At 41.4% G+C, this 15,576-nt stretch carries 13 protein-coding genes and 1 pseudogene; 9 read left to right on the plus strand and 5 right to left on the minus strand.

The features are described 5' to 3' along the window. The first annotated feature begins 7 nt into the window (after window positions 1-7). On the plus strand, window positions 8-1,165 hold the full coding sequence (locus SUSAZ_09295) for a hypothetical protein (GenBank protein ID AHC52081.1): 1,158 nt from the start codon (window positions 8-10) through the stop codon (window positions 1,163-1,165). 271 nt (window positions 1,166-1,436) lie between these two features. Here the strand turns inward: SUSAZ_09295 and SUSAZ_09300 are convergent. Beyond that, window positions 1,437-2,071: pseudogene (locus tag SUSAZ_09300) on the minus strand (transposase IS6). A gap of 115 nt (window positions 2,072-2,186) precedes the next feature. Further along, window positions 2,187-3,605 carry a decarboxylase UbiD gene (locus SUSAZ_09305; GenBank protein AHC52082.1) on the minus strand — a complete coding sequence of 473 codons (1,419 nt, stop codon included), beginning with the start codon at window positions 3,603-3,605 and terminating at the stop codon, window positions 2,187-2,189. A 67-nt stretch (window positions 3,606-3,672) separates the two neighbouring features. Here SUSAZ_09305 and SUSAZ_09310 point away from each other — a divergent pair, with 67 nt between their 5' ends. Both SUSAZ_09310 and SUSAZ_09315 read left to right on the plus strand, forming a co-directional pair. Further along, window positions 3,673-3,798, plus strand: a complete 126-nt coding sequence (locus SUSAZ_09310) for a hypothetical protein (GenBank protein ID AHC52616.1) — start codon at window positions 3,673-3,675, stop codon at window positions 3,796-3,798. Window positions 3,799-3,965: 167 nt separating this feature from the next. Beyond that, complete coding sequence (locus SUSAZ_09315; GenBank protein AHC52083.1) at window positions 3,966-4,916, plus strand: metal-dependent hydrolase; 951 nt, start codon at window positions 3,966-3,968, stop codon at window positions 4,914-4,916. 38 nt (window positions 4,917-4,954) lie between these two features. Here SUSAZ_09315 and SUSAZ_09320 read toward each other — a convergent pair whose 3' ends face one another. The 3 genes from SUSAZ_09320 to SUSAZ_09330 all read right to left on the minus strand — a co-directional run bounded on the left by SUSAZ_09320 (window position 4,955) and on the right by SUSAZ_09330 (window position 7,523). Beyond that, window positions 4,955-5,989, minus strand: coding sequence for an alcohol dehydrogenase (locus SUSAZ_09320; GenBank protein ID AHC52084.1), 1,035 nt, complete (start codon window positions 5,987-5,989; stop codon window positions 4,955-4,957). Between the two features lie 111 nt (window positions 5,990-6,100). Then, window positions 6,101-6,190 carry a hypothetical protein gene (locus SUSAZ_09325; GenBank protein AHC52617.1) on the minus strand — a complete coding sequence of 30 codons (90 nt, stop codon included), beginning with the start codon at window positions 6,188-6,190 and terminating at the stop codon, window positions 6,101-6,103. Window position 6,191: 1 nt separating this feature from the next. After that, window positions 6,192-7,523: an MFS transporter gene (locus tag SUSAZ_09330; GenBank protein ID AHC52085.1), complete on the minus strand. Its 1,332-nt coding sequence runs from the start codon at window positions 7,521-7,523 to the stop codon at window positions 6,192-6,194. A 194-nt stretch (window positions 7,524-7,717) separates the two neighbouring features. On the opposite strand from SUSAZ_09330, the gene SUSAZ_09335 reads away from it, so the two are divergent. From SUSAZ_09335 to SUSAZ_09360, 6 genes are all read left to right on the plus strand, one after another. Next, window positions 7,718-9,061, plus strand: coding sequence for a 2Fe-2S ferredoxin (locus tag SUSAZ_09335; GenBank protein ID AHC52086.1), 1,344 nt, complete (start codon window positions 7,718-7,720; stop codon window positions 9,059-9,061). Next, window positions 9,055-9,567, plus strand: coding sequence for a small subunit of phenylpropionate dioxygenase (locus SUSAZ_09340; protein AHC52087.1), 513 nt, complete (start codon window positions 9,055-9,057; stop codon window positions 9,565-9,567). Before SUSAZ_09335 ends, SUSAZ_09340 begins: the two co-directional genes overlap by 7 nt. Before the next feature lie 82 nt (window positions 9,568-9,649). Continuing rightward, window positions 9,650-10,303: a bacterio-opsin activator gene (locus SUSAZ_09345; protein AHC52088.1), complete on the plus strand. Its 654-nt coding sequence runs from the start codon at window positions 9,650-9,652 to the stop codon at window positions 10,301-10,303. Between the two features lie 170 nt (window positions 10,304-10,473). Beyond that, window positions 10,474-12,159 (plus strand): AMP-dependent synthetase, encoded by a 1,686-nt coding sequence (locus SUSAZ_09350; protein AHC52089.1) that lies wholly within the window; start codon window positions 10,474-10,476, stop codon window positions 12,157-12,159. Window positions 12,160-12,228: 69 nt separating this feature from the next. Next, complete coding sequence (locus tag SUSAZ_09355; GenBank protein AHC52090.1) at window positions 12,229-12,993, plus strand: enoyl-CoA hydratase; 765 nt, start codon at window positions 12,229-12,231, stop codon at window positions 12,991-12,993. 2 nt (window positions 12,994-12,995) lie between these two features. Continuing rightward, entirely contained in the window at window positions 12,996-15,272 is a 2,277-nt protein-coding gene (locus SUSAZ_09360; protein AHC52091.1) for an aldehyde oxidase, read from the plus strand. Window positions 15,273-15,576 lie beyond the last annotated feature (304 nt).

Consider the following 15,576-nt stretch of genomic DNA (forward strand, 5'->3'; position numbering starts at 1 on the left):
GTATAGTGTGATCCTTACCTCAGACCACGCCACCTATCACTCCTTACCCTCCCTCCCCCTGAGGCTCATACCTGACTTCTTCCCCGGGAGTAAATACCCTCCTTATGGCTTGAGAAAAATAGAGAGTTTAGTCAACGGTGTTGTCGTCCCACCTCACAGGATAGAGAGATACTTGAGGACAGACAGAGTGTTGGGAATTTACGTTAATGACCCCTTAAACCAGACTGAAGTCTCTGCAAAGCTCTCTGAGATATTTGGAGGAGACCCACCCTACGTGTTCCACACATTCCAGGAACTGTCGAGGAAAGTCTCCGAGTTAAAGGAGAAGTATGACTTCAAGGTAATAGTAGGTGGTCCTGGTTCATGGGAATTTTCACTTAACACTCCAGAGTGGGTTGATACTGTGCTAATGGGGGAGGCGGAGGAGACACTACCTAAACTGCTTAAAGAGGGTAGTGGTCCTCTACCTAAAGTAGTGTATGGGGAGAGGGCAAAAAATTTCATAGCCATCAGGAGACCCTCTTCGAATGCAGAAGTAGAGGTCAAGAGGAAGGACAGGAAGATACCCCTAGAGGTGGTTAAGGCAGAACTAGAGGTCCAGTCGAGGTATCACAACTACCTTAACCTGATATCGGATGACCTGCTCTCTTATGGCACAGAGGACGAAGTCTTAGGTCTCCTTAGGTTAGCCTCTAGTTACGGTAATAAAAAGGTTGTATTTTCTCAAATAAGCGCTGAGTCGTCATACCGCTTCCAACTGAACAAGATCAGGGAAGTCCTCAGGCTAAACCAGGATAACTGGAGGTCCCCTCTCTTGGTCAATCGACCAAACTCCTGTGTTTTAGGTGAGATAGACACTGGGGTGCTCAAGGAATTGAACAAGAACTTCATTTACCCCATGATGTATGTACCTGAAGAGAGGGTTGGGGACTTCATGGACTATAAAGTCCTTTTAATCCCATTACCTCAGACCGAGAAGTTTTACGATGTTTTATATAAGTGCTGGGTTCACGATAAGGGGGTTTTGAGGATGAGGTTTAGCAGGGTTATCGACTACGTGTTGGACAAGAACAGGGAGACTAGGGGTGAGTACTTGAAGAGGTTGAAGATTAGAGGTGTCCATGTCTTCAACCTGGTCTTACTTCTCCTTAGGTCATATAAGTAATAATCATCTGGTAATAATCATCTTGTAAAATCGTACCCTCAAATCGCACCTAAAACTTGTTTTTAGAATATAAAACGTGAAAAAAGAACCATATATTCATAAAAAAGAAGTTTGTTTCAAGATAAATATCAATCAATTCATATTTATATCATGTTAATTTTCCGCTTAATTCTGTCCAGTAGTACGAAAATTATACTTTTCAGAGACAGAATGCGAAATCAATAACTGAAATCTCAAACTTTCCGGTGTGTGGACAACAATTTCATCCACTTCAATAAAATTCAATTTTATTCAAACTAACACTTATAGATTTCGAGTAAACTGTATTGTAAATTATGAAGAATATTTTAAACTTGTTATTGTGTTCCTTGTTGAGTTCCATGGTAAGTCCATGCTTGCTAGTCTATGCTTTAAGCTTCTGAAAACTAGTTCTACCAAAATCCTCTTGCCAAACGTTTCAACCTCATGCTTTATATTAAACCAGTTGAACGCGTTGTACGCTGATGCTTTATCATGTACAAAGATAACCTTATCCCTCCAATTCTCCAGATTAATACCATTTAATATAACATAAACATGAAAACCACTCCTAAGACTAAACATGAAGAATACAGCAAGACTCATAATGCCTAACAACCCACAAGTAATAATACTCACCATTAACCCTCAAAACCCTAGTCTCGTCAACAAGAAAATGATCCCCATCCCTAACGTTAATCTTAAGCTCATAATTAAAGCAAGCTTGTGGAGATGGTAGAGTAAGGTGGTATGAGGTAATAAAGTCCTCCAACTTGACAAGTAAGAGGTTAAGGCTAACGCAACCTCCTCCAAGGAGTGAAATCTTGGCTTAACCTTAGAAAGAGATAATTTGGTGAGGAAATCAAACCTATTCACGTTATAACCCATTAATAACTCGTCCTCACCCTAAAAATACTTTTCCACAAAAAAAGAAAATTCAATTTATATCAAAATAACAAAATTCTTGTCCACACTCACTTTCCGCAGAGCACAGTTTCTGACTTCATTGAAAAATTTCACTCCAGTTCTCCTTTATCTTCTGCACTAGGTCTTCACTCACCTTAATCTCTAGAGGAAAACTTTTGTTGAAAGGTTTAGTTGCATATATTATTGCCCTGGAAGAGACGTACTCTTTTACATTCTCTTTTCTCTCAGCCATTGGGTCCAGAGGTGTACTTGGTACATTCCTTACAACCTCGATTGAGTTAGCGGGATCAGTTCTGGTGCACAGAGCCCAAACCACCTGATTTAAGTCTGAGGGGTCTATGTCTTCATCCACCACTATAACATACCTCCCCCCGTAGGAAGTTAGCGGACTCGTAGCTAGTATATGCCCTAACATGGTCTGATGACCAGCAAACGCCTGTTTTATTGCCACAACCACCAGAGCCCTGGAGAATCCCACCTCGTGTGCCCAAACTCCCTTTATATCCCTAATCCCAATTCTCTCCAACATATCCCAGATCATTGCAGATCTCATCGGACATCTGAAGTAAGAGTAATCATAGGGTGGAATACCTGGAGTAGTACCCAGGAGTATTGGGTCGTTCCTGTAATAAACCCTCTTTACCTCAATGACTGGGTTCTTCATCCTTCCCCCAGCGTAGTATCCCATGAACTCTCCAAAAGGTCCCTCATCAGTTAACTCTCCCGTAATGTACCCCTCTATTGCAATCTCGCTCTCTGCAGGGATAGGTAATCCTGTATCTTCTCCTCTCAAGATCTCAACCCTCTTTCCCGATACAGCACCTGAGAAATTATATTCAGACACACTCTGGGGCACTTCCATTCCCGAGAAGATGAAGAGGTCAAGGGGTGGAGAGAAAGAGATGACTATGGGACACTTCTTTCCCTGTTTAAGATATTTCTCCATGTGTATCCTACCATGGTGAGGAGAGTCAATGAAAATGGCTACTCTATTCTTATCCACTAACATGACTCTATAAGCCCCAACATTTACCCACTCTGACTCAGGGTCCTTTGTTATAACAGCATCAGCTGTGCCTATGTATCTTCCACCGTCATGCTCATGCCATTTAGGGGAAGGGAATTTAAATAGGTCAACCTTTTCGCCAACGTCAACGTTCTCCAACAAGGGGGAGTCGCTCATCTCTCTCGGAGAGTAGTTCATGTACTCCTTTGATGCATAAGCCAGCCTCTCCCTCAACTTCTTGACCAGGTCTATATCACTATTGGCTGAAAGATTCAGGGCTAAGCTCACCCTCCTGTAGTCCAGTAATGCACCTGTGAGAACCCTGTAACCCTTAGGGTAGTCCTTAATTTCGTCAAAGAGTAGGGTGAATTTCCTCCTCTTAGCGTTTAAGTCAGTAATGGCTCCTATCTCTAAGTCCCAACTTGCACCTTTCACCTCTCTGAGGAGACCTAGTTCCCTCACTTTCTCAATAAAATCTCGTATATTCATTGTGTATATATAGTGTGACTTTGAATTTTTAAACAATAGCGTGCCCTTAGTATGATCCATAGCTGAAATGGAGTGGGGAAGTTCTGGTAAAGCTTTACGTTTAGTTACTCTTACGTGGACAAAATACCTTAAGACTACTGTAAGTACAATAGGCTTTAGCAAGGAACAAGGAGCCTTTTACTTTACCTTTTGAGGTAGTCTCTCACCAGCTTTATCTTAAGAGAGCGGTTATTGAAAGAAAGTAGGTGAGAGACATCCCTTATCCTGTTGTGCACGTCGAGATACATGTGGGAAATGACGTTTAAATATCAGGTTTTTTAGTTAAATAATTTTTTAAATACTCTTTATACTTATTAAGTTATGATATATAACTTTGAAGAAGAGTTAAGGAGAGCTCCTAAGAACTGGGGAAGATGGGAGAAAGACGATGAGATCGGGACTCTCAATTTCGTCACAAGAGATCACATACTGAGATCATTGATGGCTGTGAGGACTGGGAAGACTTTCACTTTAGGCTTATGGATTAATAGAAAGGAGGGAGACCCAATCTGGATAGGTAGAAGACCCATAGTGCACTTGATGACAAAGGACGAAGGAACCTATATTTCAGGAAAGGCTGAACCCAGACTAGGGGGAGGAAAGTCTGCATATGATATTGTCATTATGCACTTACAGGGTAGTACACAGGTTGACGCATTGGGTCATTACTGGAAGGATAACACTTTACATAACGGCTTTGACTCCTGGGCGACCATTGGTGGTCTAGCTAAGGACGACGTAAGTAAGTTAGCTGAGAGGGATATTTTAGGTAGGGGTGTCTTATTTGATGTAGCTAAATATAAGGGTAAAGGGAGTTTAGATAAGGGTGAAATGACATCTTTCACTGACTTACTTGACACTGCTAAGGAGGAGGGTGTAAAGATTAACAAGCATGATATAATCCTGGTAAGGACGGGTTTCCTGAAGACTTTCTATGAGAGGGGTCCAAATGAGTTTTACAAGGATTTTAGCGAGCCAGGAATAACCTATGAGCGTAAGCTGGTGAAGTGGTTTTACGAAAATGAGTTCATAGCTTATGGTAGTGACACGATAGCCTCAGAGCAGACATATTCCTCCACACTGGGGATAATGCTCCCCTTACACATATTCTTCCTCAACTACTTGGGGCTAACTATAATGGAAATGCTATGGTTAGAGGATCTAGTTAAGGATTGTGCTGAAGACGGTCAATATGATTTCTTCTTCGTAGCCTCCCCTCTTAAGGTCATAGGTGGAACTGGATCCCTAATAAACCCCATAGTGATCAAGTAGTCCTGTAACTTAAGGGCGTAGAGGCTCTCCCCCTCCCATTAAATGACCTTAAGTACTTGCCGACCACTGACTTTTCCTCTCTCAAGGTTGTCTAAGGCGTCGTTAGCCTCCTCAAGGCTTAAGACCTTTGTTATCATAGGCTTAATCTTACCGCTCTCTGCTAATTCGAGTACCTCCAAGAAATCTTTCCTGTTACCTGTAAGAGTCCCTATGAATTGCCAACCCATGGAGTGGAGTCTCAGACCAGCATCGTGGGGAAGTCCACCGCCATAGGTTCCAACTTTCACGTATTTCCCTAACTTAGCCAATAAAGTGTAGTAGTTACTCGTGGTGAACTCTGAGCCCACGAAATCTATTATTACATCGACTCCCCTACCATTAGTTATTTTTTTCACCTCCTCTTGGTCTACCTTACTGGTGACGTAGTCTGCCCCCAAATTCGTGGCTAACTTTAGACCCTCTTCACTTACGTCCACTCCTATTATTAGGCTTCCGTGAATAGCCTTGGCTATTTGTACTGCAATACTCCCTAGACCTCCCCCTGCTCCTACGATCATTACACTCTTTGAGGGATCTAAATTAGCTAACCTTAAAGCCCTATAGGCTGTAACACCTGAACAGGCTAAAGGCGAGGCTGTTGAAGTTGACAGGTTTCTGAGCTTAAACAGATACCTATAGTCTGGGACTAACACGTATTCACCATAACCCCCATTAACATTTATCCCTAACCATTTGGGATTATCACAGTATTGGTCTTCACCTATTTTACAATAATGACACGACCCATCACCGATCCACGGATCAACGAGTACCTTATCACCTTTCTTAAAGCCCTCTACGTTACCTCCTAGTTCTGCGACCTCTCCTGCTATCTCATGACCAATAACTAAAGGTAGAGTGGGTTTACTTGAGCTAATTCTATTGAATATCGCACCTGACCTTACAGATAGGTCAGTGTGGCACACACCGGTGTATTTTACCTTTACTAACACTTGTCCTACACTGACTTCAGGAACATCCACATCTTCCAAGTGTAAGGGGTCACCGAATTTACGTAATAGCATTGCTTTCATCTAGTGGTCATCTCACTATATAGTGTGTCTGTATATACATATAAATAACGTAGGACATGTTTCATATAACTACACCCTCCTCTCTCTACACTTCTCATATCTAATTCGACCTCAAACTAGGTCTAAATTTCCGTAAAAGTGCATGTCATAACTTTCCTTCTCTGCAATCATTTTCATGTTTTCTGATCTTATTTCCCACATCCTATAAACTCTCCTTTTGAGTCTCATACTCCTCCTTTGATATGGTACCCTTAGTCTCCTTCGTAAGTATTGTACCCACTAATATTATTACAGAGATCACTATTAAGGTGTAAAACATTATGGAAGGGAAAGCAGAGAGACCTGCTGAAGCTACTGCTAGACTGATTATGGTTGGGATTGTCCCTCCTATGGCGAACCCAGTATTCCACGTGAAGCCGACTCCTGTTCCCCTCACGCTAGCTGGATATATCTCATTTAGATAAGTCATTAGCATCCCTCCTCCTATATCAACTAAGAACAAAATTGCAAAAGAGTGAAGAATTACTTGATTTAGGTCGCTGGATTTTAGTGACCCTAGGGAGAGAAAGAGAGGTCCAACTATTGCTAGTATAATAATTGCACCTATTAATGACGTTATCTTCCTCCCTATTATCTGGGATATCTCCCCTCCTATTAGTGGTCCTATTGACATCCCAATTGACCCTATTATCATGACTATTGCTATTTCGGTCTTGGCTAATTTATTTACACTACTTAAAAATGTAGGTAGTATACCATCAGTGACATAGAAACTTGCACCCCAACCAATTGAAAGTAATAATGCAACACCTAACTGGTACTTATATTTTGAAAATATCTCCTTAAGTGGAGATTTCACGACTGAACCTCTCTTTTTAATTTTAGTCCAAACCTCAGACTCAGGGACTAAATAGTTTACAAATCCCAGTACAGCTAAGCTCAGTAGTCCGCCAAAGAACATCACTCTCCATCCCCATTCCAGATAGGAACTTCCAGGGTAAAGTATAGTTGTCAAGAAGAACCAACCAGCCGCTATGAGGTATGCTACTCCAGCTGCTGAAAACCCTAATCCACCTACAATCCCTCTATACCTCTCTGGGACAGACTCAGGTCCTATGACATGACTACCTGCAGTTATGCCTCCTATGAATACCCCTTGAATCAGTCTCACTGCTAATAGTAATACTGGTGCCATAATTCCTACTACTTGATAAGTCGGTAATGCACCCTGTAATGTGGAAGTTATTACAAGACCTATTAGACCGTAAAAAATAGCCCTCTTTCTACCTACCTTATCCGATACCCTAGACCCGAAGACTGTAGCACCTACAGGTCTCATGATCAGTGAGGTAGCAAACCCTGCATATGTTGCTGCTATAGACAAGAAAGTGATACTTGAAGGGAAAAACAGGGAAGAGATATAAGGTGCAATCAGTAGGATAGTGAACAGGTCATACAAGTCGAATGTCCAAGTGAAAAAGGTTGCTAAAGTCCATTTAAAATGATTTGAAGTAAATTTTTCTTCTTTTTTCATATTAATCTGAAAACCCATTAATAGGGTAAATTATAAGCCTTATCTCAAAGTTAATAGAGATATTACGGAGGTTACAGCTGGTTTATATCAATTTAATTATCAGGCAAGACACTAATAACGCACTGAATTCATTAACTTTTTAGACTTCTTTAGTAAATTTTGACAGTAAAGTTTTAATATTATATATAATAAACATGGAGTCAGAAAATTTCATGTTAAATACTGACCTTGATTTAGGCATACCATTGAAGGCAATGAATGACCAGGGTGTATTTAACGAGGAAATAGAAAGGATATTTTCAAACAACTGGATCTTCTTAGGTTTTATGGATGAAGTTTTAAACCCTGGAGACTTTGTGGTGAGGAGAATAGGCTTAAACTCGATAATCGTGGCAAGGGGAGAGGATGGTAAGATAAGAGCTTTTTTCAACGCCTGTAGGCATATGGGGACCGAGTTATGTGAAGCTGAGTTTGGAAGGGTTAGTACATTTACCTGTCCCTATCATGGATGGACATATAATAATATGGGGAAACTTGTAGGTGTCCCCGTAAAGGACATAGCCTATAAGAGGTTTAAATTCAGCGACGTCTCCCTGTATGAGATCAAAATAGATACGTACGAGAACCTCATATTTGGAAATTTAGGATCTTCAACTCAGTCCTTATCAGATTACCTGGGCGAAACAAGGTGGTATCTGGACATCTTCTTTAAGGCAAGTGGGGGTATGAAAATTGTTGGAAAGCCAATCAAGTTCATTGCAGACTTTGACTGGAAGTCAGGGGCGTCTAATTTCGCAGAGGACAGGCTACATACAATTACCACGCACAGGTCTGTTGTGGAGTTGGGATATGCTAGCCCCATTTCCAGGTTTGGGTATGTGACTCCAGGTTTGAGTGAAATAACTGCCTGTTATCTGAATGACAGTCTAGGAAGACCAGTCGGCGCGTTCGGAATGCGATTCCCACCAGACGAAAGTATACCAGGGTTTTTTGGCTTTTATGGAGATCACTTCAGGGAGCACTTGAAACCGGATGGTGTGTCAGAGGACCAGTTTAAGATATTTCAGAGAGTATCTCACTGGGTTGGTACCATATTCCCTAATTTGAGCTTCTTCACTGCTGCAGACCAGACCGACAAGTCTGGTAAACCGAATTCTCCTGTTAGCCTCATTAGGTTATGGCAACCTCTAGGTCCTGGTAAGACTGAAGTATGGACATGGGTGGTGGTACCAAGAGTGTTACCAGATGAAATAGCAAAGAGAGTATATGAAGTCACAACGAGCCACTTTGGTCCCTCTGGAGTTGCAGAAATGGATGATACTTCCATATGGAGGAGGATATCTAAATCAGCCTCAGGGAATTTGGCAAAGAAAATAAGCCAGCTAATTATAGGTGGGCTAGATTCTGTCTCAGATCTACCAGTTCTAAGGGACTGGCGTGGTCCAGGGTTAGTTAGACCAACTCAATTTCATGAAGATGGTCCAAGGACCTTTTGGAGAAGGTGGTTAATGGAAATGGGGTATGAGGTAAAATGGTGAATATTGCCATGGTGGATCCACAGGTTTACATAAACTTATGTGAATTTCTCTACAACGAAGCTGAAATTCTGGACAATGAAATGTATAGGGAATGGTTAGAGATGCTGGGAGAGGATTTTGAGTACCTTATAACTTATGTCCAACCCGAAAAGGGAGCTAAACTTAAGTATTCGGAAGATTCCTTCCTCATGAAGGCAAATAAGCAGAAACTGAGTGAAATGGTTAAGCGTCTGTATCATCCATCAGGATGGGCTCTTCAGGATTCTCTCAGCAGATTTAGGAGAATAGTGGGAAACATAAGGGTTAAGGAGGCTTCAAACAACACTGTGAGGGTGAGGAGTAATATAGCCCTATTTAGGATAGAGATGAATGAAGGGAGCCAGAGTGTAATCACAGGAGAAAGAGAGGACTTACTATCCCTAAACGGAGAAATAAGGCTAAGGAAGAGGGTTGTTGTGTTAGATTCACCATCTCTTTTAACTTACAACTTGTACTTTCCAATATAACATGGTGTTTATGTTATCTCATGGGAAGAAATTTTGAATTAATGTACAAAGGTTTAATTACTAGTTAAAAATATAATCAATCATGGCGACATTCACAAAATACCCCCTGAAGTTCCTTAGACTCAGTCTGATACATGAGAACTGTTGGAGCAGGTATTATGAGGTACCTGAGATCGCTAACATACTGAATTTGACACCCTACCCTGAGAGGAATATTCTCAAGGTCTCCCTACTGATGTCTGAGAAGGGATATAGGGACATAATGAATCTGAAGTCCAGAGGCAAGGTAAAGGATATTTTTAACATTTATAAATGGAGAAACAGGTTTTACGTAGACCTAGTCAGGGATTATGACAACTCCATTTACTCTATCATAAACAGGAACAATGGAATACTCATTAGTACACTGAAGTATGACGGCAAAGAGATATGGAACCTCCTGGTTTATGAATATAAGGTAAACAGGCTCATTAAGGAGTTCCAGGAGTTTGCTGAAATAGTCAAGGTGAACATTGAGGACGACATACCCACAGAAAACCTCACCAATAGGGAGTTGAAAGTGTTGACAACAGCCCTAGATTTAGGTTACTTCGACTACCCGAGAAAGATAAAGTCAAAGGAGTTATCGGAGATCCTGGGTATTTCAGAGCCCACTTTCGTCTTTCACCTTAGGAACGCAGAGAGAAAGATTGTCAATAATTACATTAAAAAGCTCGGAAAGAACATGTTGTCTTAACCTTAAATTCGGTTAGACGGGTTTTTGAACACTTCTCCCTTAACAAGAGGAAGAAATGTCTTGAAGTTAACTCCCTTCAACACCCCACGTTAATGTACTAAAGATGAAAATAATGAATTAATAAATATATTTAAAAATGCTTTAACCCCATTTTAATATGTGATAGGATTATGGTTGAAGTAATAAGGGATAAAAAGATAGTAGTGAAACCAAACCTTACAAATTATGACGAAATATACAGGAATTTTAACTGGAATAACGCTAGAAAAACACTGAATTTTGTGGAAAAGGGAAATGTCTCAAAGCTCGTTATGGATCTAAATTCTGATGGCAAAGACAAGAGTGGGTTGATATGGATCAGCGAGAAGGGAGATATCAAGAGTTATACATTCCATGACCTAGAGGTGAAAGCATCACGCTTTGGGGCTGTTTTGAAGGACTCAGGTATTAAACCTGGAGACAGAGTGGTTGTAATGTCTAAAAGGGTACCATCACTGTATTTTTCCCTCATGGCTATTGGCATGATTGGGGCAGTCATAGTCCCTATATACTCCACATTCGGTGAGGAGGCAATTAGATATAGAGTTGAGAACAGTGGCTCTAAGGTGGCAATTTTACATGAATCACTTGCTGATAAGTTTAAGAACATTTCAGGGATAAGGATCTTAAAGACGTCAGAAGAGGGGATAATGAACGAACCGAACGTGCATAACATATCATATGTGGAGAGGTCGATAAATGATCCCACGTTGATATTGTACACTTCAGGGACAACTGGAAGACCAAAGGGAATATGGCACTCACAGGACATTATGACCTTCTATTACTTCTCTGGTAAATACCACTTTGACATGCATGCACAGGATAAGTTTTGGCACACAGGAGATCCCGCGTGGGTTGCCGGGTTTGCAGGAGTGTGGACAGCATGGCTCAACAGCATTCCAATAGTGTCTTACGAGGGGAAATTTGACGCAGAGTGCTGGTATTCTAACATAGAGAGGGTGAAGGTCACTTTAATGTCCACTGCACCAACTGCGATTAGGCTACTGAAAAAGGAGGGTATTGAGCTCGCCAGAAAATTTGATCTCTCCTCAATTAGGTTCATCCACGCAGGAGGGGAGTATGTTGACCCTGACATAATAAGGTGGAGTATGGAGGTTTTTGGGGTACCAATACATGATGGTTATGGTCAGACCGAGACTGCAACTTATGTCATTGCAAACTACATTTCAATGCCCATTAAGATAGGGTCAATGGGCAAACCACTGCCAGGTGTAAAGGCACTTGTAGTGGACGAAAATGGTAATCCCCTACCGCCTAACACTAAGGGAATACTGGCATTAGATCCTGACTTTCCGGCTATGGCTAAAGGTATATGGAACGATGAGGAGAGGTGGAGGAACAGTTTCAAGAATGGTTATTATTTAACAAGTGATATGGGTTATATGGACGAAGACGGTTACTTTTGGTACCTTGGAAGGGCTGATGACATAATAAAGGTTTCAGGGTACAGGATCAGTCCAGTTGAGATCGAAAGCGTTATAATGACACACCCAGCAGTTGCAGAGTCAGCTGTCATAGGAGTTGAGGACCCAATAAGGGGATTCAGAATAAAGGCATATATAGTGCTAAAGAAGGACTATTCTCCGTCAGATGAGTTGAAGAACGAAATAATCAACCACGTAAGAGTTAAGCTAGGAGCTCACGTTGTTCCTAGGGAGGTGGAGATTGTGAAAGAGTTGCCACATACTCTGAGTGGTAAGACCATGAGGAGGGTGTTGAGAGCAATTGAGAGTGGTTCACAACTAGGAGATGTAAGTACACTTGAGAATCCAGAGACGGTGAAGAGGGAATGAACATAATAAATTAATGAGATTAAGGATAAAAATTTAAATCTATAACAAAAATATTTGGTGGTGAAATAAATGATTAAGGTGGAGTTGGATAAAGAAAATAGGATAGGTAAGGTACTAATTGATAGACAAGAGAAAATGAACGCCATAACTGTGAGTATGAGGAGAGAGATAGGAGAGAGAATACTAGAACTAGAGAAGTCACCGGACGTGAGAGTAATTATTGTGAGAGGGTTAGGAGGGAAGGCTTTCAGTTCCGGTGGCGACGTAAGTGAGTTCCTCTCCCTGACTCCAGAAACTCTTATTGACTGGGGAGAAGATCTTTCCAGTTCAGAGAGGATAACCAAACCTGTAATAGCCTCTATTGATGGCTATACATTTGGCGCTGGTTTAGAACTTGCGCTATCATGCGATATAAGGATTGCGACTCCAAGAAGTGAGTTCGGATTACCAGAGATAAGATTGGGCATGGTACCTGCAAGCGGTGGAATAACAAGGTTGGTTAAAGTACTAGGGCTCTCTAGGGCTACGTATATGCTCATGTTAGGGAAGAGGATCGATTCTCAACTTGCCTATCAGTGGGGTATAGTCCACGAGATAGTGGACGTAGAGAAGCTAGACGAAAGGACATATGAAGTTGCTAAGGAATTAGCTGGTCTTTCACCTCTAGCCTTAAAGGCACTGAAGAAAGTGTTACACGAGATAGCTGATTCACCAATGTATGTTGGATACGATATTGAGAGGAAAACCTTCGGATTGTTGAAGTACAGTGGAGATTTCAAAGAGGGGGTAGATGCATTCCTGAATAAGAGGAAGCCAAATTTTGACGGTAAATAGCCATGTTTAAAGAAGGACTGAGGTTCGTCAAGGGAGAGGGAAGTTACATCGATGATATGATAATAAAAGAGTACAAAAATCATCTATACGTTTCAATACTCAGATCTCCGTATGCACATGCGCTTATAAAGAAAATAGATTACAGTGACGCTTCTAGAGCAGGTGTTAAAGTCATCACGTTTAAAGACCTCATGAACTTTTTAAGCCCATTTCCCCTTTCTCTAGATACGAAAGTAGAGTACTATCCCATTGCCAGGGATAAGGCTGTGTATTACGGTGAACCGGTAGCACTGGTAATAGCCAAGGACCAATATGAGGCTGAGGACGCCAAAGAACTCATTCAGGTAGACTATGAGCCTATTAGACCTGTAGTTACCATAGAGGATTCACTGAAAAGCGAACCGATCCATCCTCAAGTAAAATCAAATATAGTGTTAAATAAAACTTTCACTTTTGGTGACTTTCAGTACGAATCAGAGAAGTCAGAGGTAGTTGTTGAAAATAAGTTGAAGTTCCCCAGATATAGCTGTTCACCACTAGAGACATATGAGGTGTTTGCAAGATATGACGGGGATAAATATGAGATATACTCCAACTTTCAAGGACCGTACTCAATTCACTATCTGCTCACAAAGGCGTTGAGAGCTGATATTTTACTGAAAGGACCAAGAGATATCGGAGGTTCTTTCGGTATAAAGAGCGCGATTTACCCTTACATGGCGTTAATTGCATCGGCTAGTCGTGTAATAGGGAGACCATTACTGTGGAGGGAGACGAGGTCAGAACACGTTATTGCGAGCTCTGCAGGAGCTGAAAGGGAGTCTGTGGTAAAAGTTTACGGTAATAGGAGTGGGAAAATAAACGCAATTGAGATCAAAGCCATTGATAACTTGGGTGCCTATCCTAGACCGCCAGAGCCAGGAAACCTGTTGAGGAACCACGGCAACCTAACAGGAGCTTATGACATTAAATCCATGAAGGTGAACTACATGGCAGTTTTAACTAATACTATTCCTACCGGTCTGAATAGAGGCTACGGTGCTCCCCACTTGTATACAGCTATTGAGACAACAATTGATATGTTCGCGGATGAGATAAAGATGGATCCACTAGACGTTAGGATGAAGAATGTTATAAAGGACGAGTACTATGAAACGGCTTCTGGTGGTAAGTATAGGTCGTTCAGCTGTTATAAAGTGTTGAGGAGGATGAAGGAGGTATATGATGAATTTAGTGCTGATGCAGAGATGGAGAGGGCTAAAGGTAAGAGAATTGGAGTAGGAGTCTCCCTGATAATTGAGCCCTCTGGGACAAATATTGGCTACCTGGATTTAGCCAGAGAGTCATCAGACTTCTTACCTAAGTCCTCAGCACAAGACGTTGTAATGGTCTATATTGACCTTTACGGAAAAGTTAAGGTTTTTGTGAACGGGAGTAATGAAGGTCAAGGTCATGAGACTATAATATCGGAACAAGTATCAAGGAGATTAGGTGTAAAACCTCAGGACGTAGACGTGATATATAGGACAGACACAGAGAGACCTTGGGCTGTTTCCTCTGGGACATATTCCAGCAGATTTGCGCCCATAGTCATGGAAGCCTTAAATAGGGCTCTGGAGAGTTTAGAGGACAAGCTGTTGTTGGCTGCCTCTGAGCTCTTAGGAGTCCAAAAGAGCTCCCTAAAGATAAAGGAGGGAAAAGTCACCACTGTGACTGAAGATAAATCCATATCCTTAAGGCAATTGGTTGGAATATTCCACTGGGACCCCATAAAACTCAGAAATACTGAGCAAGGGTTAGTTGCTGTAGGTCACTTCCAATCACCCTATGCCAACGACCTCAAAGAGGGCAAAATAAACTCTTCAATATCATATGGGTGTATGGGTCAGGTGGTGGAGGTTGAAATTGGAGAGACCGAAATGCCATCTATTAGGAGGGCTTATGTTATACATGACGCGGGGAAGATACTTAATGAGAAAATTGCAGAGGGACAAATAGTAGGGGCATCATTTCAAGGTGTCGAGGTCTCACTTTTTTCTTCACTCGAGTATAATGAAGATGGTATTCCTGTATCCCAAAACTTCAGTGACTATCTTGTATTGACAGCCATGGAGTCACCTAACATAGAGGTTCAGCATATTACGAGTGATCCCAATCATGTAGCTGGATTGGGGGAAGGAGGAATAATAAGCATGCCACCTGCAATAATAAACGCACTGAGGAAGGTAATTAAGATCAGCACTATCCCTGCCCTGAGAGAAATCACCGGTTCGAAATAATCTCCTAAGTCTTGATTAGTGGAGAATGACGTTACCCTTAGTGAGTAATCTAGATTATTGTTGTTAGAAAAATAATTTAGGATGTTTTAGTTAGCTGACTTCCTCACCGCCTTGAAAGGCGAGGCTTTCCTTCTTTTGTAATCTCATCTGCACTCTTCATCCTTAAAGGAGGTAAAGCCCTTATAATACACTCAATAGACTCTTGTACTTAGACCTTTCGAAGAGAGATAGACAAGTTATTGTTAAAACGAGGAGTAGATTGGTTTTGATAAGGAGAAAAGTGTTTTTGCTTGAAATCTAAATT

The sequence above is a fragment of the Sulfolobus acidocaldarius SUSAZ genome (genome assembly GCA_000508305.1).
Taxonomy (GTDB): Archaea; Thermoproteota; Thermoprotei_A; order Sulfolobales; family Sulfolobaceae; genus Sulfolobus; species Sulfolobus acidocaldarius_A.